The following is a 21865-nucleotide window of genomic DNA, read 5'->3' as shown; positions in this document are numbered from 1 at the left end:
GCGCAAAGGCGCCGAGAAGGATCCCGGACCGCCCGCGGAAAGTGAGTGCCTGGTGAGGAAAGCAACGTGCAAATTGTACAAACCTATTTATATCCTTTGAAAAAAAGCATAACGATAGCAAAAACCATTACCCCGATAAGTAATAACGGGCCGATGCCCGAGCTATACACGAAGTATACCGTGATGTGGCGAAAAATGAGCACGACAAGAAACAGGAATAACAGGAAACACAACAAGATGATCAGAGCGGTATTTTTATTCCGATACAAGTAACCAGCCCCATTTTAATAGCTATATTTACACTATGGAAAAACTCATGCGATGCATGCCCTTACAACAACATCCGTTAAGAAACAATATGCAGCCCATGTTTTGTACTATTCTGTATCTCAAATAAAAAAAGGGGTGCCGCAGCAACCCTTTTCTTCGTAAATCGTTCGGACGGTATTATGAAACTACCTTTCTTGAAGTTCATTGACCGTTACAAACCTATACCCTTCGTTCGTTAACTCTTGCAAGATCCCTTCAATCGCTTGAAGTTCTTTACCCGTATCATCATACATCGGATGCATCAGAATGATCGAACCTGGTTTTACATTTTCCTTCACATACTTCACTTTGTCTGTAGCGGAATTGTAATAGCTGTCTGGTTCCAGATTCCAGGTAATGGTCTCTCTATCATTTTCATTTAAATAATAAGGCAAACCTATGATTTTTTTCCCATTTGGCGGCCGGATGTCAATTTCACCCTTATATCCGGATTTTTGAATTAATTTATCCGTTTTCTCGATTTCCGCCTTGATATAAGAGGGCGATTTAAACACCATCCGCCTGTGGGAATACGTGTGATTCCCAATCTGATGTCCTGCTTCAGCTATTTTTCCAGCTTCCTCTGGGTACTTTTCAATTTCATTACCAATCAGGAAGAATGTAGCTTTTACATCGTATTTATCCAATAATGGAAGGATTTGATTTACATTCTTTGTTGGGCCATCATCAAAAGTCAAAGCGATCACTTTCTCATTCGTCTCGACATGATCCGTTAATCCACCGAATACCTGATATGTTCTTGAATTCATTAATTTATACGTACCAAACAATAGCAGGAAAACAACCAGGATTCCCAATCCAATGAATATCAGTTTCTTTTTCATGCAAATACCTATCTTTCTATAAGTTTTTTAATCCAATGACCTATTATAGCAAATCACTGAACGAAAACACTTATTGCTCTCTCCGAACGAGCCGTCCACAATCACTTTACATGTATCAATTCAAAACGCTCGCACACCAGCAGCATATCTTCTTTAAAGGTTTGGCCGATTTTGTCCAGTTCTTCTTTAAAAAAATTTTCATGAGCATCCCACCAATATGTATAGGTTCGATCGCCTTCCCCTTCTGCAATCGCAAACTCTTCACTCACTTCATTCATGGGCAATACTTCGACTTTTACCGTTTTTATGATGGCTAAGGGTTCTTCCTCACTGCTTAAAATAATGCTGTAATCACCCTCGGATGGTAATGGTTCATTTTCCTCTTCATAAAAAACATACCCAGAGCACGTAGCCGTTTTTCTTCCATCCATCACTAATTGAGCCAAATGATCGGGATCGTCCCCGAATTGCCATGCACTGACTGCCTGGGGTCTTTCTTCGTCTTTCCCCTTCCAAAATGCATTCCAATATAATTCCGCTTTGACGTTCATTCTATGATTCTCCCATTCTTACTCAAAATTTCCGCCCATTTGTCATTCGTTTTTTTCACTTCTGTATTCATGTTCCCATTCACTTAAATACATACGATTCTTGATTTTTTTGGGATTCTCCAGTTTACTAATAAACTCCAAACTGTTCCCATCTGGATCATTAAAGTGAATTTTAGCATGGGCATATTCCCCGTGAGGCATCACAAAAGGTTCAATTGGTAGAAAGCCAAAAGCCTCTCTTGGCATATAGCCTCTTTCTTCCAGCCATGCGACTGAACACTTTAAATCTTCCAATGATACTTGAAAAGCGATATGCCGTAAGGAGGGATGATATTCAACTTTCACTTTTTCCGTTTCCCAAAGCCCCAACCAACTTTTATCCTTTTCAATCCATAGAAAAGCTAGATTGTCTTCAACCTTATGATCCAACTGCAAACCAAGCCCCTCATAGAATTCGACGGAACGTTTCAAATCACGAACCGGTAAATGTGCTTCATATAAACCTCTTATCATTGAACCGCTCCTTTATAGTCTGACCCCATTAGCTTAGACCTACATACAACCCTTTATCTAATTTGTTCTACGGGGCAATTCTATTTCACCAGTTAACAGCAAAGTGATGACGATAACCCAAAATATAAAGAATGATGAGGAGAAAACCAAAGATATGATGGAAATCACTTTTTTCTCCGTTTTCTTCAAAATTCCCATGACAGATAGGACGATACCGGTAATCGTAAGGGAAAATGTTATATAATCACCCGTCAGACTCCCGATATTTGCGATTCTAATAGGTGTAATAAAAACAGTAAAAAAGCAAATGATTCCAATGATGAATGAAGTAAAACTGATTACACCGTACCTCTTCCGAATACATGCTTCGTTTTCCATCAAGCACACCCTTTCATCAAATCCTGCACATCTATTAATATCTCACAAATAATTTTAACATAAAATACCATAAAAATTGCTGTGCACAGAAAAAGGGGGCAAAAGACGGTAAATTAAAGCTTCATCTTCATGCCTTCATGAGTGGCTTTGAATCCTAACCGTTCATAAAATCGCAGCGCTTCTTCCCGCTTTTTATCGGTCGTGAGCTGAATGATATGGCAGCCCCGCTTCTTTGCACGGTCAATTGCAAATTGAATCAACTTGCTTCCAATGCCTTTCCCCCGTTCTGCAGATGCCGTCCGAACCCCTTCGATCGTAGCTCTCCAGCCGCCTTGATGGGTCATATAAGGAGTGAACGTGATTTGCTGCACCCCAACGATTTCCTCACCTAGACATGCTACGATCAATTCATTATTTCCATCTGCATCAATGGATTCAAATGCTTTTAGGTAGCTTTCAGGAAGGGGATTTTCATAGCGCTCCCTTTCCCTCCCCAAAACATCATCCGCAAGCATCTGTACTATGTCACTTAAATCTTTTACTGTCGCATTCCTGAATGTGACCATGCTATCCCTCCTGATATGTACTTTTAGTATCACCCTTTTTTCGTCATGATGAAAACCAATCGTTCATTAAGAACTTCTGCTAATATTCTGGCGGTCCTCTTTTCTGAAAGAAAAAAAGGACGAACTTCCTCTATTAAAAGGAAGTCCGTCCTGTAAATCATTATTAGGTAATTGGCGCAGGATTGAACAGTGCCAAATCATTATGCAGGCCCCAATGCTCTGCCCAGGTTTTCTTTTTACCGCTGGCCACTTCCAGAATAAGGTGAAATATTTCCCACCCAACTTCCTCTATGGTTGCTTCACCAGTAGCGATCGTTCCAGCATTTATATCGATCAGATCTTTCCATTGCTCTGTCAGTGTATTTCGTGTAGATACTTTTATGACGGAAGCCATTGCGAGATTATAAGGTGTGCCTCTTCCAGTTGAAAAAACTTGAAGGTGCATACCGGAAGCGAGCTGCAGTGTTCCACAAACAAAGTCACTGGCTGGTGTAGCTGCAAAAACCAGCCCTTTTTCCGTTGCTTTTTCACCTGGAGCCAATACGCCTGAAATGGGGCTGCTTCCGGATTTGGCAATGGAGCCTAATGATTTTTCCACTACATTGGCCAATCCGCCTTTTTTGTTTCCAGGCGACGGATTGGCACTCCGATCGGCATCACCTAAAGCAAGGTAATTATCATACCAATCCATTTCCCTTATTAAAGCTCTCCCCACCTCTTCATTCACTGCACGAGGCGTCAATAGGTGAATCGCATCCCGTACTTCTGTGACTTCAGAGAATAGAACGGTTGCCCCTGCCCTAACTAACAGATCTGTAGCATATCCTACTGCAGGGTTAGCTGTCACACCAGAAAATGCATCACTTCCTCCGCACTGCGTACCGATGACTAATTCGGAAACCGGAAATGTCTCCCGCTGCCTGCGGTTCAACTTGATTAAACGTTCCTCGGCCATTTCCATAATGGATTGGACCATTCCCGCAAATCCCTGCTGATCCTGAAGTGAAATGATATCTGAATCATCCCCGCTTGGATTTATTCTCATTGGAGACAGCTTTTCACATCCTAATCCAACTACCAAGGCTTCCCCGCCGAAATTCGGGTGTTTCGCAAGGTTCTGTATCGTCCGAATGGGAATAACCGCTTCCGGTGCATTGATAGCGACTCCGCACCCATAGTTGTGATTTATGGCGAAAACATCATCAACATTGGGATACTTCGGGAGCAGCTCCTTTTTTATCCGGTTCACGACAAAATCCAGAACGCCCACTACACATTGAACGCTAGTTGTAATGCCTAATATGTTCTTGGTTCCAACACTGCCATCTTCATTGCGGAATCCTTGAAATGTATACCCTTCAAGCGGTGGTAAAGTTTTCGGTATATCATTTGCTACAGGTAATGCCTTTAAATCTGGAGAAGCCGGCAGTATCACCAACGACTCGTCAATCCAACTCCCCTTACTGATTGTTTCAGCCGCATAACCGATAATTTCCCCATAACGTATGATGGCTTCATTTTCGATTATATCCATTAAAGCCACTTTGTGACCTTGTGGTACTCTTTCTTTCAATTCAAGCCCACAAGGGAAAACGGTTCCTTGATCCAAGCCCCCTGTATTAACTACGATGGCGACATTGTCCATCTTATTTACCTTAATATAAAGCGGTACCTCTGTCAGTTGCGTTTTCGTATCCACTTTACCACTCCTTCATCCTAATAAAGCTAACAGACACCACTAAAGACACGGGCCGGTTATTATTTTACAAACACCGTTTTAATGGATGTAAAAAACTCTTTTGCGGCTTCTCCTTGTTCCCTGGAGTGGGAGCTGGAGTTTTTCATGCCGCCAAATGGCGCCTGCAATTCAACTCCTGCGCTCTCGGCGTTAACCCTGATCAAACCCGCTTCCATATCGTTAACAAATGAAAGCAAATGTTTGATATTCGCTGTAAAAATTGAAGCACTTAGGCCGTATTCCACACTGTTCGCAAGTTGCAGAGCCTCTTCAACGGAATCAGCTTTCAATAAAGCAATCACCGGACCAAAAATTTCTTCCTGTACAATCGTCATATCAGACGTGCAGTTATCAAAAATCGTAGGCTCTACATAAAATCCATTTGCCTGAGGGCCTTCTTCAGCACGCTTCCCGCCAATTAGAAGTGCAGCGCCTTCTTCGACGCCTTTTTCAATATAGGAAAGAACCGTATTCAATTGATTTTCGCTAGCACATGGTCCCATCCATGTCCCACTGTCCAATCCATCCCCGATGGAAATGCCTTTCGTTTCTTTCACCAGCAGCTGCTTGAACTCTTCATAAACTTCAGCTGCAACGATGACACGGCTTGTCGCGGTACATTTTTGCCCCGTCGAGCGGAACGCACCTGTAATGACGGCTTCTACAGCCAGATTAAGATCCGCATCCGCTGCAACGATTACCGGATTTTTCCCGCCCATTTCAAGCTGGTATTTCGCTCCGCGTGCTAACGCCGCTTGTCCAATCCTTTTTCCGACGCCATTTGAGCCGGTAAAGGTTATGCCGTTTACATCTTCGTGATCGGCAATGCCCTGCCCGATGACACTGCCCGGTCCTGTGACCATATTGATTACACCCGCCGGTAAACCGGCTTCTTCAAAACACTCCATGATCTTCGCACAGGTGATGGCCGTCTCGGTGGCTGGCTTCACCACAATCGTATTCCCATAAACGAGAGCAGGGGCCATCTTCCAGATTGGGATGGCGATTGGGAAATTCCAAGGTGTTATGACGCCCACAACACCAAGCGGGACTCGCGTCGTGAACATAAGCGCTGAACTATCGGTGGATGGAATGACATCCCCCACTTTACGCATCCCTTCTCCTGCATAGTATTTCAGGATCGCAATGCCGCGTGCCGTTTCCCCTTTTGTTTCAGCAAAGGTCTTTCCCATTTCCCGTGTTGCACATTCTGCGATTTCATCGATCCGCTTTTCAAGAATTTGCGCTGCTTTATATAGATACTCCCCGCGCTCTGAACCAGCGAGTTTGCGCCATTTGTCTTTCGCCTTTTTTGCCGCTTCCACAGCCAGGTTCAAATCTTCCTTCGTAGATTTTTGTACATATCCGACAATTGCCTGTTTATCTGCCGGGTTTAAGCTCTTTTCAACTTCATTTGAAATAGAAGCAACCCATTCACCGTTAATATAGTTAAGATACGTTTTTGTTTGAACTGTAGTTATCATATATAATCTCCACCCTTATTAGATTGATTGAATTGGTGTTTCTTTTGGAAAACGATTTAAAGCATTCTCTAATATCGTTTGCATCTCTGCATAATGTTCTTTTTCCACCGGAAGAATTGGTAATCTGACTGTTTGCCCAACCGGCATTCCCATAATCTCCATACCTGCTTTAATGAGAGAAACGGCATATCCTTTTCGCTGACGGCGAATGTTGTTGATTGGCATGATGACCTGTTGGTAAATTTCATTGACCGTTTCTTGATCTCCGCTCAAAATGCCATTATAGAATTTTCGTGAAATATGCGGAATGTAATTGGATATCGCCGATGAATATGAGTCAAAGCCAAGTGGAACGTAGGCCGACATGGTAACTTCCGCAAGCGGCATTCCGTTCAGCCAGCCGAAACGCTTTCCGAACGTTTGTGTAAGAAGTCCATTCAACTCCATATTGCCTAGACCGTCTTTGACGCCAACCACCTGCGGGACCTCAGCAAGCGCTTCCAAAGTTGAAAGTGAAAATGACACATTATCACGCTGATATACGATGGAATTTAAGTCTGTACTTTCTGCGATGGCTTTGAAATAAGCCGCCAGACCTGCCTGTTCTCCAGTAACAAGATATGGAGGTAATATTAAATATCCGTCTGCCCCTCTATCCGCTGATATTCTGGCAAGTTCGAGGGAAGTTTGAATATTCCCGCCTACCCCTGTGTATACAGGTACTTTTCCAGCCGTGACGGATACGGCTACCTCTACCATCGCTTCATATTCCTCTTTACTTAACGAAGGATATTCCGCTGCTGCACATGCAACGAAAATAGCCTCGAGTCCCTCATCTAATAAAAATTGGATATTTTGGGCGAGTGCTTGTTCATCAAGCTTATTACTCGTTGTGAATGGTGCCACGGGAAATCCGAGAATTCCTTTAGGTGCCTTGCGAATCTTATTCATTTTTTATTCCCCCTTGTGTATTATTGTTTTATTGTAAGACAAATACACTGTATGGTCAATCGTATTTTTTTTATTTTCTGAAAAATATAGCATTACTTCAACCCTCAATAATTTTGCTTCTACTATATACAAAAAAACACGATAATTAAGGAGCCAAAATGATAAAAGTTTCACGAAAAAAAAGCCATTGACAAACAATTTTATTTGTCTTACCATTGGACAAAACTAAATATTAAGAATTTTCACGAAGGAGGAAACGATTAACATTGTAAGCGGTATCAAATAAAAATTATAATTAAATACGATTAAGGAAGTGAGTATATGAACGCTGAAGAAAAAGTTTTTCAACCATCTCCTAAACTGCCAAGTGCCCAGAAAAAAACACGCACACGATGGTTCATTGTCTTTATGCTCTTTTTGGTCACTGCTCTGAATTATGCGGATCGTGCGACGCTATCAATCGCGGGTACGGACATGTCTGGTCAGCTTGGTCTCGATTCAGTCATGATGGGCTATGTTTTCTCCGCTTTCGCTTGGTCTTATGTAGCTGGACAAATTCCAGGCGGATGGCTTTTAGACCGTTTTGGCTCAAAAAAGGTTTACTTTTGGAGTATCACGTTATGGTCTACCTTTACGCTTTTACAAGGATTTCTCGGTTTTTTCGGTTCCGCCGGAACAGCTGTCATGGTATTGTTCGGGCTGCGTTTTTTAGTTGGATTGGCAGAAGCCCCTTCCTTCCCGGCCAATAGCCGCATCGTTGCTACCTGGTTCCCAAGCCATGAACGCGGAACCGCGGCTGCCACTTTCAATTCAGCCCAGTATTTTGCAACCGTTCTCTTTGCACCGATCATGGGTTACATTACGTATAAATTTGGCTGGGAATACGTCTTCTTCTTTATGGGTGCTTTAGGAATCATCGTTGCATTCATCTGGCTGAAAACGATTTATGGCCCAAAGGAACATCCTCGTATCAACAAAGCTGAGCTTGAATATATCGAAGCTGGCGGCGCTTTGATCAATATGGATCAAAGCAGTACAAATAAGGAGGAAAAGAAAGGCGTCAACTGGAATCATATTAAGCAGCTTTTATCAAACCGCATGCTGTTAGGTGTTTATCTCGGACAATATTGCATTACGACGTTAACGTACTTTTTCCTGACATGGTTTCCTGTGTACCTTGTACAAGAAAGGGGCATGACCATTCTTGAAGTTGGACTCGTCGCTTCCCTTCCCGCCATTTGTGGATTTTTTGGCGGCATTCTCGGAGGAACATTCTCGGATTTCCTGTTACGGAAGGGATTCTCATTGACTGTTGCCCGAAAATTCCCAATTGTTGTTGGAATGATTCTATCGATGAGCTTGGTAGCAGCAAACTATGTAGATACGGAATGGGTTGTCATCTTCGTTATGGCCCTTGCGTTTTTCGGTAAAGGATTTGGGGCACTCGGCTGGGCGGTAGTGGCCGATACTTCCCCAAAAGAAATGTCCGGTGTCAGCGGGGGGCTTTTCAACACATTCGGTAACATTGCCGGCATTACAACACCGATCATCATCGGTTATATCATTGCCACGACAGGGTCGTTCAATGGGGCGCTAGTCTTTGTATGTGCCAATGCTCTTGTCGCAATTTTAAGTTATTTATTCCTGGTTGGTGAAATTAAACGTGTAGAGTTAAAGTCATAGTCAACTAAATATTCTAGTAGGGGGAAAAATTATGAACAATCAAATACTTAAGGATCATGTAAAAATCGGCACACCGGTAATTTCTGAAATGAGCGTCATTCCAGTTGCGGGCCATGACGGCATGCTGCTGAACTTGAGCGGTGCCCATGCTCCATATTTCACCCGGAATATTGTCATTCTAAAAGACAATGCGGGTAATACAGGTGTAGGTGAAGTTCCTGGGGGCGAAAAAATCCGCCAAACACTCGAAGATGCCAAACAATTGGTTGTCGGCCAGTCCATTGGGACATACAACAACATTCTGAATACCATCCGTAAGCAGTTTGCGGACCGCGATGCTGGAGGACGCGGCCTCCAGACGTTCGATCTCCGTATTGCCATTCATGCCGTAACAGCATTGGAAGCGGCACTTCTTGATCTGGTTGGCCAATATTTAGGTGTTCCTGTCGCAGCCCTTCTCGGTGAAGGACAGCAGCGTGATAAGGTGGAAATGCTGGGCTACTTATTTTATGTAGGTGACCGCAATAAAACAGATCTTGGTTATTTAAGCGAACCGGAAGCGGCAGATGACTGGCTTCGCCTCCGTCATGAAGAAGCGCTGACACCCGAATCAATTGTCCGCTTGGCAGAAGCGGCCCACTCTCGCTATGGATTCAATGATTTTAAATTGAAAGGCGGGGTTTTACGCGGGGAGGAAGAAATCGAAGCGGTGACGGCACTTGCGGAACGGTTCCCTGAAGCCAGGATCACGCTTGATCCAAATGGCGGTTGGCTGCTTGAGGATGCGATTAAACTTTGCCGGGATCAGCATCATGTTTTAGCTTATGCGGAAGATCCATGCGGAGCGGAAAATGGTTTTTCCGCCCGGGAAATCATGACTGAATTCAGGCGTGCAACGGGCCTTCCAACCGCTACGAATATGATTGCAACGGATTGGAGGCAAATGGGGCACTCCATACAACTTCAATCCGTGGACATCCCTCTTGCCGATCCGCATTTTTGGACGATGCAGGGCTCCGTCCGGGTCGCTCAAATGTGCAACGACTGGGGATTGACATGGGGATCACACTCCAATAATCACTTTGACATATCACTTGCCATGTTTACACATGTTGCAGCAGCCGCACCAGGAAAAATCACTGCAATCGATACCCACTGGATTTGGCAGGATGGGCAGCGTTTAACGAAAGAACCTTTTAAAATTGTCGGCGGAATGGTCGATGTCCCTTCCAAACCTGGACTTGGAATAGAAGTGGATATGGAACAAATCGAGAAAGCACATCAGCTTTATAAACAAAAAGGACTTGGTGCCCGTGATGATTCAATGGCTATGCAATACCTGGTTTCCGGATGGAAGTTCAATCCAAAATCTCCTTGCCTTGTGAGATGATTTTTTTTCCAACAATGCGTGCGTCTCTCTCTTTAGAGCGGCGCATTTTACTTTTTTTGGACATAGGTCTTCTTATCCTCACATGCAAATAAGTGTATTATATTATATAATTAGTCTTACAGTATGAATACATATAGGATTTAACAGAAAAGGGGTTACACAATGGAAGAATCGTCAAAGAAACTAGGCGTACAATCGGTACATCGCAACACTCTTTCACAACAAGTCGTGGATCAAATCGTGCATCTGCTCGTCAGCGGACAAATGAAAGCGGGCGACAAACTGCCTCCTGAAATGGAACTTATGAAAGAACTTGAAGTAAGCCGGCCTGTTTTACGTGAGGCGCTCAGTGCACTTGATACACTTGGTGTCATTACACGGAAAACGCGTGAAGGAACCTTTTTTAACGATAAAATCGGTACACATCCATTCTCTGTCATGCTGGCGCTGGCTACGGATAATTTACCAGCGATCATCGAAGCGCGAATGGCATTGGAGTTGGGACTGGTAACAATGGCTGCCGAGAAGATCACGGACGAACAGCTGGAGAAACTGCAAGTTACGATTGACACGATTGCCAATAGTGAAGACAACGATTATGGAGAAGCCGATAAAGAATTCCACAAGATCATTGCTTTAAGTGCGAACAATCCCATAATTGAAGGCATGATCGATTCCTTATTGATCACTCATAATAAAATAAATAGCCTGATTCAATTCAGAGAGCGGGAACTGACTGTGAAGTATCATAAAGCCATCTATGCGGCACTTGCAGCACATGACCCACATGAAGCATTCAGCCAAATGTACAAGCACCTTGATTACGTCCGGCAGAAAGTCCTTCAATATTCTCACGCCAATTAATATATCGTTTGAGAGATATTGCAGCAAACTAATGGATCACTCGATGATCCAATTTCATAGGGAAAGTGGATTTTTTCAGGGAACCTATTTTGCTTCCAAGATTTCAGGGTTCAACTTATCTTTTAAATCCAATTGATAGCATAATTATTTTAAAAAACTGGATAGTAGTCGAACTATCCAGCCCCCGCTTATCCACTTTCGATTGAAATGAGGTTGAAACTTCCTCTAGCAAAATTGTCTGGCTACCCAAATTCCCCATCCAATGCTCCACTCAAAAAAAATGCATCCCTGCTTACTGGCAGGAATGCATATATCAATCACCAAGTTCTTGACCATTCTTTTTTAATTTACGTGCTTAATATGCACTCCAACCAGCATCTGCGGTGATGACTGTACCATTAACAAAACTTGAATCGTCTGAAGCAAGGAACAAAGCCACTTTAGCGATTTCCTCAGGTTTTCCATTGCGTGGATTGATAGCCATACCCAATTGTTGGCGAGAGATGCCAAACTCATTATATTCGTCATGCTGGAACCAATATTTGTTTCAACTCCGCCTGGTGCTATAGCATTGCAGCGAATCCCTTCATTGGCATACATGAAGCCCGTGTTTTTTGTGAACCCAACGACTGCGTGTTTTGAGGCAGTGTATGCTGCGCCTGCTCGAGCACCGTACAAACCCCCAGCAGAAGCAATATTGATGATGACCCCTTTTTGTTTTTCTAAAAAGATCGGCAGCACCTTTCTAGTCGAACGCATGACGCTTGTCGTGTTAATGGCAAAAATCCGATCCCATCTAGAATCTTCAATGTCTCCAGCAGGTTCCATGCCATCCATGATGCCCGCGTTATTCACCAAAATATCCACCGTACCATACGTACTGACCGTGGTATCGATCAAATGTTGAATATCTTCCTCCACCGCTACGTTCGTTTTAATGGCAAAGGCCATACCGCCATTCGCTTTTATTTCTTCTACCGTTTCGTTCGCACCATCAAGATTTAGATCCGATACGACGACTTTAGCCCCTTCTCTAGCATAATCTATAGCAATTTGTTTCCCCATGCCAGATGCTGCTCCAGTCACTACTGCCACTTTGTCTTGTAATTTCATTTGAACTCCCCCATTCATTCTAGTGAAGTGATACTTATTGTACAAGTGTTCATTAACTACCTTCCTTTATAGTATAATTAGTTTCAGTAGGCTTATACAATCAGCAAATGATGACCTCGATGTTGAACAATGAACAGAAAGTGGTCATTTTGTTTATTAAAAGCACAATAACGAACAAAGGGTGAAGAAAATGACTGATAATAACACTGGGGTTGATAGAAGGATCAGGAAGTCCAAAATGGCTTTGAAAGAATCCCTCATATCATTAATGCAAAATAAGGATTTCAGGGATATATCGATTACTGACATTGTAGAACTCGCCGACCTTAATCGGGGTACATTTTATAAACACTATCAGTACAAAGAGGAACTGCTTGAAGAGGTCATGGAGGATGTGATTGCCGATTTGATCATATCTTACCGGGAACCTTATAAGAACGTTGAAATTTTCACCATCAAAGAACTAACGGCTTCAGTCATCAAAATATTTGAACATGTAGCTAACTTTGCAAACATTTATACCCTCCTCCTAAAATCGAATGCATGGCCTACATTACTGGAACGGATTTGTAATGAGTTAAAGAAACTTCCATTGGAGGACCTGGAGGATTACCTGCCGAATCCTAAGATCAATATAGAACTTGCCTCCAGCTACCAAGCATATGCGATATTAGGCATGATCATCGAATGGGTCAACACTGGCTTTAAATATAGCGCTGACTATATGGCTGAACAGTTGCTGGAAATTTTGAATAATAAATCGGTAAATTCCGTCTTTAAAATTAACCATTCATTTTAAAGCAGGAATAAGAGGGCTGCATCGGCAACCCTCTTAAGCGTATTAAAGCACCTGTCCTTTGGAAAGAAACCTTGTTACGGCAGCCAAGAAAGCTGGTAAATTATCTTCATGGACAAAGTGTCCGGCATCCTCTATCGTAACCAATTCGCAATTCGGAATAAGCTCGGAAACCTCCTGCAATTTGTTTTGGGGAATATGGCTCGACCCGCCCCCTATAACAAGCGTCGGCATCATAATATCGGTAAGGCGCGCCCACCAATTGGGATCGGGTTCATTAAGCTGCTGTAGAATCGAAGGCACTACCTGCCAATCAAACGGCAGTGGAACAGAAGGTTTGGAAGGTACCTCCATTGGCTTATCCGAAAAAGGAGGAGGCGTGTCTTCGACAATCAATCTATCTATCCTCGAAGGAAAAGTTTGCGAGAATAGATAGGAAACTGTTCCCCCCATGGAATGCCCCATAAGTGAAAACCTCCCCAAATTAAGCGCATCCGCAAAATGAAGCAAATCATCGCACATCAATTCGAATGTGTATGTATTGGTTCTCGCACTCCCACCGTGTCCACGTTGATCTAAAGCTAATACGCGATAATTTCCTCCTAATCCGGCAGCCACTTGATCCCATGACTCTGCACTTTTACCCATCGCGTGCAGAACAACTAGCGGCCGTGCAGAAACATCCCCGCTCTCCCGGTATTGAAACGTGTGTCCATTCAATTCAATTTGATTAACCCGTATTTCCATCCCCATTCATCTCCCAGGATCGGAATTGGTCAAATCCGATCTATTTAAGAAAACCTCCTAAAATACTATGTTCACGATAATTAAATTATACTTTTTATGACTTGACCCATTATTTCGCCCTAACAGCGATTCATTCCTGTCTTAATTCCGGTTATTTCGACCTTCTCCACATTTATTCACCTTGGTCTGGCGGAGTTGGCGGCAGCGAAGTAATCCATGACAAATAACCGAAATTGCTTGGCTACTGGGGTGAAGTAGCGTTTTTCTGACCAGCCGAGCCCTATTGTTCTTTGACAAGCAGGTTCAGTTATTCGGATTTTATGGGATAATGATCCGGTTTGATGAAGCCATGTCAATTCGGATACGAAAGCGACTCCCAACCCTTTTCTGACAAGGTCCGAGATGACAGCTGGTTCATCTCCTTCGAAGGCGATGTGCTGGACGAATCCTGCTTCGAGGCAAAATTGGTCGGTGAGGCTGCGGAATCCGAATCCTGTGTTCATACTGATGAATGGTTCATCTTTCACTTCTTGAAGTGTAATGCTTTCCCTGCCTGCCAGCCGGTGATCGGGAGGCACGATCAAGTATATTTCTTCGGTGATCAGCGGTTCCCACTTTAAGTCTGGGCCTTCAATCGGAACGGATGATATGCAATAATCGATTTCTCCTTCTATTAGAAGCTGCTTCATGGATGATATGGATTTTAGGAATTGTTGAAAACGGACATCCGGGTATTGAGATAAAAATGCACCCAATAAATCAGGCAGGACCCTGGGAATGGTAACGGCCAAGGTGATGTTCTTTTGGTCTTGATCTGTTAATTCCACTATTTCGCGCCTCCCTTCATTCAGTTCCGCAAAAGCACGTTCGACCCGGTTCAAGAAAATTCGTCCAGCTGCATTGAGCTTGATTTTCCGGTGTTCCCTATCGAACAGTGCGACTCCCAAATCCTCTTCAAGCCGGGATATGGTTTTACTGAGGGATGGCTGAGCAATCTGAAGTTGTTCCGCAGCCTTCGTCATATGTTCCAGCCGTGCTACGGTTTGAAAATACTGGAGCTGTAATATTTCCATTTTCCCACTCTTTTCACATAGATTTAAATCTATTATTACATAATCAATTATGTATTATACAGTATCTAAAAAAACCATTATGATGAAATAATCTCTTGGTTAGAAAGGGCAGGCTAAATAATGAAAGGTTTACAACTTGTATTTCAAGATATAAAAGCAATGTGGAAACATAAACACGGGAGAATCGCCTTAATTTTCCTTTTGGTCGTTCCATTGATTTACTCAGGTTTCTTCCTGGCAGGATATTGGAACCCTTATGGGAAGTTGGATCAGCTCCCTGTGGCAGTGGTCAATCTCGATAATGGTTCGGAAATGGACGATAAGCCAGTCGAGGCTGGAGATGATTTCGTTGAACAATTGAAAAAGCAGAAAGAATTGGATTTTCACTTTGTCACGGCAAAAGAGGCAAAAACGGGTCTTAAGGAAGATGCCTATTATATGGTTGTCACGATTCCGGAAGATTTTTCGGAAAATGTCACGACTTTAATGGATGAAAAACCGGAAAGAGCTAAACTTTTGTATACTGTCAATCCAGGTAAGAACTTCGTTGCCTCACAGATCAGCTCTACTGCTGTTGAAAAAATGACGGCAAAAATCAACGCAAGCATTACAAAAGTCTATTCTGAAGGCATCCTTTCGAAATTCCAGGAGGTTTCTAAAGGCTTGGCGGATGCCGGGGATGGAGCGGAAACACTTCATCAAGGAACGGTGGATGCGAAAAACGGCAGTGAGAAATTGGATGATGGCATCCAGGATTTGAATGATGGCGCCCAGAAGCTGCAAACAGGAAGCAACAAGCTCTTGGATGGACAAGAAGCCTTAGCGGATGGTGCGACAGGATTATCATCAGGTTCCCAGAACTTATATTCCGGCATGAAGCAGCTATCGGATGGACATCACTCATTGGAAAATGGAATGAATGAAGTAAGTCAGGGTGTCGAGAACTGGTCAGCCGGAAATGCAAAATTGATGCAAGGGCAAGAACAGGCTGCCGATACAGCGAATACTCTAAAAAAACAATTGGATGCCTATATGAAAAGTCATCCCGATGCAATAAAGGATCAAGACTTCAAGCAAATCGTTGCCCTATCAGGAGGTTTATCCGAAGCAGCCACGACTTTACATGCCGGTCAAAAGCAATTGGGTGAAGGTGCTGCCAAAGTGGCTGATGGACAAGAAACCGTTCAAACCGGGATGAATGCTTTTGGTGATAAAATGGCACAAGCTACCTCGGGTGCCAAGCAATTAAACGAGGGTTCTGAAGAATTGGCGAATGGATTATTTAAATGGAAAAATGGTTTCTCCACTTTACATGCCGGAATCGAATCGCTAGCCGGCGGAAGCAGCCAGCTAGCCAGTGGATCGACGGATCTTCAAGACGGACTGGCTTCACTGGAAACGGGTTCTAACAACTTATCCGCCAAGCTTAATGAAGCTGCCGATAAAACGGCCAGTCTTCAGTACGACGATTCAACCACTTCGATGTTCTCTGAACCCGTACAATTGGTCCAATCCAATTTATCTGAAGTACCTAACTACGGAACCGGAATTGCCCCTTATTTTCTGTCATTGGCCTTTTATGTAGGCGGCATCATGGCTTCCAATATCTTGCCGCTTGGCCGCAGGCAGAATCTTAAGGTTACCGGAACCGTTCATTTCACGAATAAATTAATGCTGGTATATGTAATCGGCTTGATTCAGGCACTTCTAGTGGATGCAGTCGTCCTGCTTGGATTCCATTTACATGTAGCAAGTGTCCCTGTATTCATTCTATCAAGCATCATTGTTTCATTTACCTTCATGACATTCATTCTTATGTTGGTGACCGTATTCGGAGTGGTGGGCAAATTCGCAGCCGTGACCCTTCTCGTGTTCCAATTGGCGACCTGTGGCGGAACATTCCCAGGGGAACTGGGCATGTCATTATTGACGAAAATCGGTCAATTTCTACCTATGGCCCACTCATTAAAGGAACTTCAAGAGGTCATCTCATTAGGCGGCTGGGAAAACTTGCAGGCGCAGATTTGGATCTTACTTGCCTATCTCGTTTCTGCAGCGATCATTGGCTGGATAACCAGCCATATCCAGCATGCAAAAGTAACTTCAGAAGAAGTGACATCTTAATGTAAAAAAAGCGCAGTGCAAATGGCACTGCGCTTTTTTGTTTACAAGTGAAATCACCGGTTAAAACATTCTTAATTCGTGGGACGAATTAAATCGGTGGTAGGTCGAATTAATCTTTACGTGGGTCGAATTATTCGGTGGTAGGTCGAATTATTCGGTGGTAGGTCGAATTACTCCATCGTAGGCCGGATAATTCCGCTGTAGTCTGAATTAATTCCGCTGTAAATCAAACTAGATGGCAGAAGTTATAAAAAATGCCCCATGCTGCCTGAAAGATTCAGGTGGCATAGGGCCTTTTATTGTTTCATTTAAGCGGTTTGATCTTTTTTCACAGCTGGTTTTTCTTCAGCCGGCCAAGCACGCTTAATGAATAATGCCAGGATCAGCGCCACACCGGCAATGAAGGTAGATACAAAGAAGGAGAAGTTAATTCCATCCAGCATTGCCTGCATCCCGATTTGGGCTTTCATTTGGCCCATCATCTCAGCGGTGGGCTGGCTTGTTAATTTGCTCATCGCTTTCGTCATTAACTCTTCGGCAGTAGAAGCTGCACGGTTAGACATGACCGTAACGAGCAATGCCGTACCGACCGCACCGGAAATTTGGTTCAGTGTATTATTCATGGCTGTACCGTGCGGGTTCATGCGGGCTGGCAGCGAGTTCAAACCATTTGTCATGATCGGCATCATGGACATTGACATCCCGAAGGAACGAACGGAAAACAGGATTACAATTTCTGTATACGTAGTTTCCATTGATAATTTACTTAGCAAATACGTAGTTACCACGGTGATAAGCAACCCGATTGAAGCAAGGATGCGGGCACCGAATTTATCGAAAAGCTTACCGGTAACCGGTGACATGAGGGCCATTAATAACGCACCTGGAAGCATCAGTAATCCAGAATCGAATGGTGAAATGCCACGTACTGTTTGTGTGTACATCGGAATTAAGATCATCCCCGAGAACATCGCCATGTTCAGTACGATTGAGATCGTTGCGGATAAAGCGAACATCGGGTGCTTGAAGATCCTGAACTCAAGCATTGGTGTTTCCATTTTAAGCTGGCGTGTTATGAAAAGGATCAGGGAGATGGCACCGACTACCAGTGTTACGTATACCCACGGGCTGTCCCAGCCTTTACTGCCTGCCGAACTGAATCCGTAAAGCAAACCGCCAAAGCCTAAGCTTGAAAGGATGACCGATATTTTATCAATTGAGATATCGACTTTTTCCTTGTGGTCTTTAAGTTTAAAGAAGCCGAAAATAAGCACTAGTAAAGCTAGCGGAGTAATGAAATGGAATAGCATTCTCCAATCATAATGCTCGATGATCCAGCCTGAAAGCGTCGGCCCGATTGCAGGGGCAAACATCATGACCAAACCGAATAGTCCCATTGCCGAGCCCCGTTTTTCAACTGGGAAAGAAGTTAAAAGTACGTTCATCAATAATGGCATCATGATTGCCGAACCGGCAGCCTGAACCATACGTGCGCTCAATAATAGCGGGAATACATGCGCTACACCTGCCACGATCGTCCCGATTGAGAATAGGAGCATGGCTGTCAGGAACAGATTACGCACCGAATATTTTCTTATTAAGAAGGCAGTTGTCGGAATCATGATTCCGTTCACGAGCATATAGCCCGTTGTCAGCCATTGGACTGTGGAAGTCTCGATTCCCAGGTCTATTTGGATTGATGGCAGTGCAATATTTAAAAGGGTTGAATTCAGTATCGATATGAACGCACCGACCATCAGTATGATTAAAATGCCATACGAACCCTTTTTCTCATTTGTTTGTGCAGTACTCACTATTTATCTATTCCTCCATTCAAACTATTGGTTCATTTATTTATACGAGTGGTATATTCCAAACTCACAAAATCAATAATATACCCCTAGTTCATTTTTTGCAATAAAAATTTACTGGTTTAAATAGGGGTTTGTGCTGTGATGAAAAATAGAGTACGATTACATTTATACAAGCAGTATAATGAAAATAAGGTGATATGATGAACAACCGAAGGCAGAATGTCATCGATACGGCTCATAAGCTGTTTATTGACAAAGGCTACCAAGCGACGTCTATTCAGGACATTTTAGACGGCAGCGGTATATCAAAAGGTACATTTTATAATTATTTCCCTTCGAAGGGTGAATTATTTATAGCCATTTTCCGTTCCTTTTATACAAAGATTCGCCATGAACGGGAAAAACTGTTGATTGGTCAAGATTCCGCCGATATTGAAATTTTCATCCGGCAGCTCGAACTGCAGATGATGGTGAACAAGCAAAGCAAATTGCTTATCCTGATCGAAGAAGTCCGTGTTTCCAACGATGAAGAATTAAAACAATTCATCAATAACACGCTATTGTTGAGCTTGCGCTGGATGTATAATCGTTTTATCGATATATTCGGTGAAAGCAAAAAACCCTATCTTTTAGATAGCGTCATCATCTTTCATTCGATGATGACCCACATGAATCATTTTAGCTATCGGGCCAATCCCTCCGGTACACCGGACATACAAATTATCCGCTATTGCATGAACCGCATTGTCCGCCTAGTCAATGAAGTGGCTGAAAGCGGGGAACAAATCATTGATCCGGAACTAATGGATACTTGGTTTCCAAACTTTACAAACCACCTTGATCCTTGCCATAATGATTTGCTTCAATCCACAACTGAATTGAAAAAAGCGATAAACAAAGCTTTGCCTTGCGATGAAGATCGAACAAGAGCCATTGAATTAATCGACTTTATCCAAGATGAGCTGATGCAGTCCGACAAGCCGCGAAAATTCTTGATAGAAAGTTTGCTGCTCACTTTGAAGACTGGATATGCACCGCAGGTCCAAGCAAACATTGATACTTTTGAAGAAAGCATCCATTCTTGCTTGAGCCGATGAAGAGTTGGGATACACGCGCCTACCGAAAACGGTAGGTTTTTTTTTATGACTTTTTGAATTTGCCTTGTTTTTACGAAAAGAGTTGGTTTTATAAAAGGGACCTAAGGAAACACTATCCTTATCATCATAAAGGGAGGTCAATCTACTTGAGTATGAAAGAGAATGCTTTGTCCATACTGGCTCTGGGCGGAGTGAATGAAATCGGTAAAAACATGTATGTGGTTCAATATTCAAACGATATCATCATTATTGACTGTGGTGCCAAGTTTCCTGATGAAAGTTTATTAGGAGTCGATTTAATCATTCCTGATATTTCCTTTCTCCAAGAGAATAAAGAGAAGATCCGGGCTTTGATTGTAACTCATGGGCATGAAGATCATATTGGCGGTATCCCCTATTTCTTAAAAAAATTGAATGTACCCATTTATGCCACACGTTTAACACTTGGTTTGATTGAATTGAAATTAAAAGAACATAACCTTTTGGGTGATACGAAGTTAATCCAGATTGACTCGGATTCAAGATTGGAATTCGGGGAGATGGTTCTCGACTTTTTCAAAACGAATCATAGTATACCCGATTGCCTTGGGGTCACCATGCGAACGCCAGAAGGCACGGTCGTTCATACAGGGGACTTTAAGTTTGACTTGACTCCCATGAATGATCAGTATCCCGATATTCATAAAATGGCCAAAATCGGAAGTGAAGGTGTTTTGGTTTTATTATCGGAAAGCACGAACGCTGAACGTCCAGGCTCCAGCCCCTCGGAGCATCTCGTTGGCAGCCATATCGAAGAGGCCTTCATGCAGGCAAAACAGAAAGTCATCCTTTCGACCTTCGCTTCAAATGTCAATCGCGTTCAACAAGTTGTGAACGCGGCACAGAAGACAAACCGGAAACTCGCCCTGATTGGACGAAGCATGGTGAACGTCGTAAACGTTGCCATTGAACGCGGCTACCTCGATGTTCCTGATGGGATGCTAATCCAACCACAAGAAGTCGATAGTTATGCACCTGAAAGGGTCGCAGTTTTATGTACAGGAAGTCAAGGAGAGCCGTTTGCTGCCCTTTCCCGCCTTTCCAGTTCAAATTATCGGGATATGAGCATCTTGCCTGATGATACAGTGATTCTTGCCTCCACTCCAATCCCCGGAAATGAACGGGATGTTTCTCGGATCATCGATAACCTGTTTCAACTGGGTGCCAAAGTCATTTACGGTTCTGGGACTGTAACGGGCATGCATGTATCCGGACATGCTTATCAGGAAGAGTTAAAGCTCATGCTCACCCTGATGAAACCTAAGTATTTCATTCCCATTCACGGTGAATATCGGATGTTGCACCAGCATCGGTTGTTAGCTGAGTCTGTCGGGGTAGAGAAGGGCAATACTTTCATTATCAGTAATGGCGATGTGGTGGATATTGAAAACTCCGTTGCCCGTCAAACGAGAAGAGTGGCTGCCGGCAATACCTTTGTTGACGGTGTCGGCGTTGGTGATGTTGGAGAAATCGTTCTGCGGGACCGCAAGCAGCTTTCCGAAGATGGCATGCTCGTTATTGTCATAACACTAAGCAAGACGGAACGAAAAATAGTATCAGGACCCGATACCATTTCCCGTGGATTTGTATATGTTCAAAATTCAGAGGACCTCCTTAAACATGTGAATCGTCTTGTTACGAAAACGGTAAACGACTTACAAAGTGAAAAAATATACCGTTGGAACATCATCAAACAAACCATAAAGAAGGAATTGGGGCACTATCTCTTTACTCAAACTAAGAAAAAACCAATGATTCTTCCAATAATAATTGAGATTTAGAGCCAAATC

Annotated in this window: 18 protein-coding genes and 1 pseudogene; 7 read left to right on the top strand and 12 right to left on the bottom strand. The window is 43.2% G+C overall.

The window, feature by feature from the left end; genetic code table 11:
* Positions 1-455: 455 nt before the first annotated feature.
* The 8 genes from MPH60_RS01695 to kdgD form a co-directional block, all read right to left on the bottom strand.
* Positions 456-1154 (bottom strand): polysaccharide deacetylase family protein, encoded by a 699-nt coding sequence (locus tag MPH60_RS01695; RefSeq protein WP_241589188.1) that lies wholly within the window; start codon positions 1152-1154, stop codon positions 456-458.
* Between the two features lie 101 nt (positions 1155-1255).
* Positions 1256-1705 (bottom strand): ASCH domain-containing protein, encoded by a 450-nt coding sequence (locus MPH60_RS01690; protein WP_241589189.1) that lies wholly within the window; start codon positions 1703-1705, stop codon positions 1256-1258.
* A gap of 42 nt (positions 1706-1747) precedes the next feature.
* Positions 1748-2218, bottom strand: a complete 471-nt coding sequence (locus MPH60_RS01685; protein WP_241589190.1) for a VOC family protein — start codon at positions 2216-2218, stop codon at positions 1748-1750.
* A 57-nt stretch (positions 2219-2275) separates the two neighbouring features.
* Positions 2276-2596, bottom strand: a complete 321-nt coding sequence (locus MPH60_RS01680) for a hypothetical protein (protein WP_241589191.1) — start codon at positions 2594-2596, stop codon at positions 2276-2278.
* Between the two features lie 113 nt (positions 2597-2709).
* Positions 2710-3162, bottom strand: coding sequence for a GNAT family N-acetyltransferase (locus tag MPH60_RS01675; protein WP_241589192.1), 453 nt, complete (start codon positions 3160-3162; stop codon positions 2710-2712).
* A 163-nt stretch (positions 3163-3325) separates the two neighbouring features.
* Entirely contained in the window at positions 3326-4861 is a 1536-nt protein-coding gene (gene garD / locus MPH60_RS01670; RefSeq protein ID WP_336275373.1) for a galactarate dehydratase, read from the bottom strand.
* Between the two features lie 59 nt (positions 4862-4920).
* On the bottom strand, positions 4921-6384 hold the full coding sequence (gene gucD / locus MPH60_RS01665) for an alpha-ketoglutaric semialdehyde dehydrogenase GucD (RefSeq protein ID WP_241589193.1): 1464 nt from the start codon (positions 6382-6384) through the stop codon (positions 4921-4923).
* Between the two features lie 18 nt (positions 6385-6402).
* Positions 6403-7335 (bottom strand): 5-dehydro-4-deoxyglucarate dehydratase, encoded by a 933-nt coding sequence (gene kdgD, locus MPH60_RS01660; protein WP_241589194.1) that lies wholly within the window; start codon positions 7333-7335, stop codon positions 6403-6405.
* A gap of 321 nt (positions 7336-7656) precedes the next feature.
* Here kdgD and MPH60_RS01655 point away from each other — a divergent pair, with 321 nt between their 5' ends.
* The 3 genes from MPH60_RS01655 (at position 7657) to MPH60_RS01645 (ending at position 11272) form a co-directional block, all read left to right on the top strand.
* Entirely contained in the window at positions 7657-9018 is a 1362-nt protein-coding gene (locus MPH60_RS01655; protein ID WP_241589195.1) for an MFS transporter, read from the top strand.
* Between the two features lie 31 nt (positions 9019-9049).
* Complete coding sequence (gene gudD / locus MPH60_RS01650) at positions 9050-10408, top strand: glucarate dehydratase (protein WP_241589196.1); 1359 nt, start codon at positions 9050-9052, stop codon at positions 10406-10408.
* Between the two features lie 162 nt (positions 10409-10570).
* Positions 10571-11272: a FadR/GntR family transcriptional regulator gene (locus MPH60_RS01645; protein WP_063232459.1), complete on the top strand. Its 702-nt coding sequence runs from the start codon at positions 10571-10573 to the stop codon at positions 11270-11272.
* A gap of 355 nt (positions 11273-11627) precedes the next feature.
* On the opposite strand, the pseudogene MPH60_RS01640 reads toward MPH60_RS01645, so the two are convergent.
* A pseudogene (locus tag MPH60_RS01640) lies at positions 11628-12385 on the bottom strand (SDR family oxidoreductase).
* A gap of 190 nt (positions 12386-12575) precedes the next feature.
* On the opposite strand from MPH60_RS01640, the gene MPH60_RS01635 reads away from it, so the two are divergent.
* Positions 12576-13184 carry a TetR/AcrR family transcriptional regulator gene (locus MPH60_RS01635; protein ID WP_241589197.1) on the top strand — a complete coding sequence of 203 codons (609 nt, stop codon included), beginning with the start codon at positions 12576-12578 and terminating at the stop codon, positions 13182-13184.
* 42 nt (positions 13185-13226) lie between these two features.
* Here MPH60_RS01635 and MPH60_RS01630 read toward each other — a convergent pair whose 3' ends face one another.
* Entirely contained in the window at positions 13227-13928 is a 702-nt protein-coding gene (locus MPH60_RS01630; RefSeq protein ID WP_241589198.1) for an alpha/beta fold hydrolase, read from the bottom strand.
* Positions 13929-14104: 176 nt separating this feature from the next.
* Positions 14105-15001 (bottom strand): LysR family transcriptional regulator, encoded by an 897-nt coding sequence (locus MPH60_RS01625; RefSeq protein WP_241589199.1) that lies wholly within the window; start codon positions 14999-15001, stop codon positions 14105-14107.
* Between the two features lie 120 nt (positions 15002-15121).
* Here MPH60_RS01625 and MPH60_RS01620 point away from each other — a divergent pair, with 120 nt between their 5' ends.
* Positions 15122-17125 carry a YhgE/Pip domain-containing protein gene (locus MPH60_RS01620; protein WP_241589200.1) on the top strand — a complete coding sequence of 668 codons (2004 nt, stop codon included), beginning with the start codon at positions 15122-15124 and terminating at the stop codon, positions 17123-17125.
* A 308-nt stretch (positions 17126-17433) separates the two neighbouring features.
* On the opposite strand, the gene MPH60_RS01615 is transcribed toward MPH60_RS01620, so the two are convergent.
* On the bottom strand, positions 17434-18882 hold the full coding sequence (locus MPH60_RS01615; RefSeq protein ID WP_241589411.1) for a DHA2 family efflux MFS transporter permease subunit: 1449 nt from the start codon (positions 18880-18882) through the stop codon (positions 17434-17436).
* 254 nt (positions 18883-19136) lie between these two features.
* On the opposite strand from MPH60_RS01615, the gene MPH60_RS01610 reads away from it, so the two are divergent.
* Positions 19137-20036: a TetR/AcrR family transcriptional regulator gene (locus MPH60_RS01610; protein ID WP_241615804.1), complete on the top strand. Its 900-nt coding sequence runs from the start codon at positions 19137-19139 to the stop codon at positions 20034-20036.
* 152 nt (positions 20037-20188) lie between these two features.
* A complete protein-coding gene (locus MPH60_RS01605) occupies positions 20189-21856 on the top strand; it encodes a ribonuclease J (protein WP_405390691.1) in 1668 nt (555 codons plus the stop codon).
* The last annotated feature ends 9 nt before the right edge of the window (positions 21857-21865 follow it).

The organism is Peribacillus sp. Aquil_B1 (genome assembly GCF_022603275.1).
GTDB lineage: Bacteria > Bacillota > Bacilli > Bacillales > DSM-1321 > Peribacillus.
The sequence above is the reverse complement of the archived record's forward strand: the minus strand, read 5'-3'. Positions and strand labels throughout refer to the sequence as shown.

Bases quoted from the DNA above. Each gene is read 5' to 3' on its own strand.
- gudD (WP_241589196.1), top strand. From the start codon at position 9,050: ATGAACAATCAAATACTTAAGGATCATGTAAAAATCGGCACACCGGTA.
- MPH60_RS01625 (WP_241589199.1), bottom strand. From the start codon at position 15,001: ATGGAAATATTACAGCTCCAGTATTTTCAAACCGTAGCACGGCTGGAA.
- MPH60_RS01685 (WP_241589190.1), bottom strand. From the start codon at position 2,218: ATGATAAGAGGTTTATATGAAGCACATTTACCGGTTCGTGATTTGAAA.
- MPH60_RS01690 (WP_241589189.1), bottom strand. From the start codon at position 1,705: ATGAACGTCAAAGCGGAATTATATTGGAATGCATTTTGGAAGGGGAAA.
- MPH60_RS01645 (WP_063232459.1), top strand. From the start codon at position 10,571: ATGGAAGAATCGTCAAAGAAACTAGGCGTACAATCGGTACATCGCAAC.
- MPH60_RS01635 (WP_241589197.1), top strand. From the start codon at position 12,576: ATGACTGATAATAACACTGGGGTTGATAGAAGGATCAGGAAGTCCAAA.
- MPH60_RS01615 (WP_241589411.1), bottom strand. From the start codon at position 18,882: ATGGTCGGTGCGTTCATATCGATACTGAATTCAACCCTTTTAAATATT.
- MPH60_RS01655 (WP_241589195.1), top strand. From the start codon at position 7,657: ATGAACGCTGAAGAAAAAGTTTTTCAACCATCTCCTAAACTGCCAAGT.
- MPH60_RS01630 (WP_241589198.1), bottom strand. From the start codon at position 13,928: ATGGAAATACGGGTTAATCAAATTGAATTGAATGGACACACGTTTCAA.
- MPH60_RS01620 (WP_241589200.1), top strand. From the start codon at position 15,122: ATGAAAGGTTTACAACTTGTATTTCAAGATATAAAAGCAATGTGGAAA.
- MPH60_RS01675 (WP_241589192.1), bottom strand. From the start codon at position 3,162: ATGGTCACATTCAGGAATGCGACAGTAAAAGATTTAAGTGACATAGTA.
- gucD (WP_241589193.1), bottom strand. From the start codon at position 6,384: ATGATAACTACAGTTCAAACAAAAACGTATCTTAACTATATTAACGGT.
- kdgD (WP_241589194.1), bottom strand. From the start codon at position 7,335: ATGAATAAGATTCGCAAGGCACCTAAAGGAATTCTCGGATTTCCCGTG.
- MPH60_RS01680 (WP_241589191.1), bottom strand. From the start codon at position 2,596: ATGGAAAACGAAGCATGTATTCGGAAGAGGTACGGTGTAATCAGTTTT.
- MPH60_RS01605 (WP_405390691.1), top strand. From the start codon at position 20,189: ATGAAAGAGAATGCTTTGTCCATACTGGCTCTGGGCGGAGTGAATGAA.
- MPH60_RS01695 (WP_241589188.1), bottom strand. From the start codon at position 1,154: ATGAAAAAGAAACTGATATTCATTGGATTGGGAATCCTGGTTGTTTTC.
- MPH60_RS01610 (WP_241615804.1), top strand. From the start codon at position 19,137: ATGATGAACAACCGAAGGCAGAATGTCATCGATACGGCTCATAAGCTG.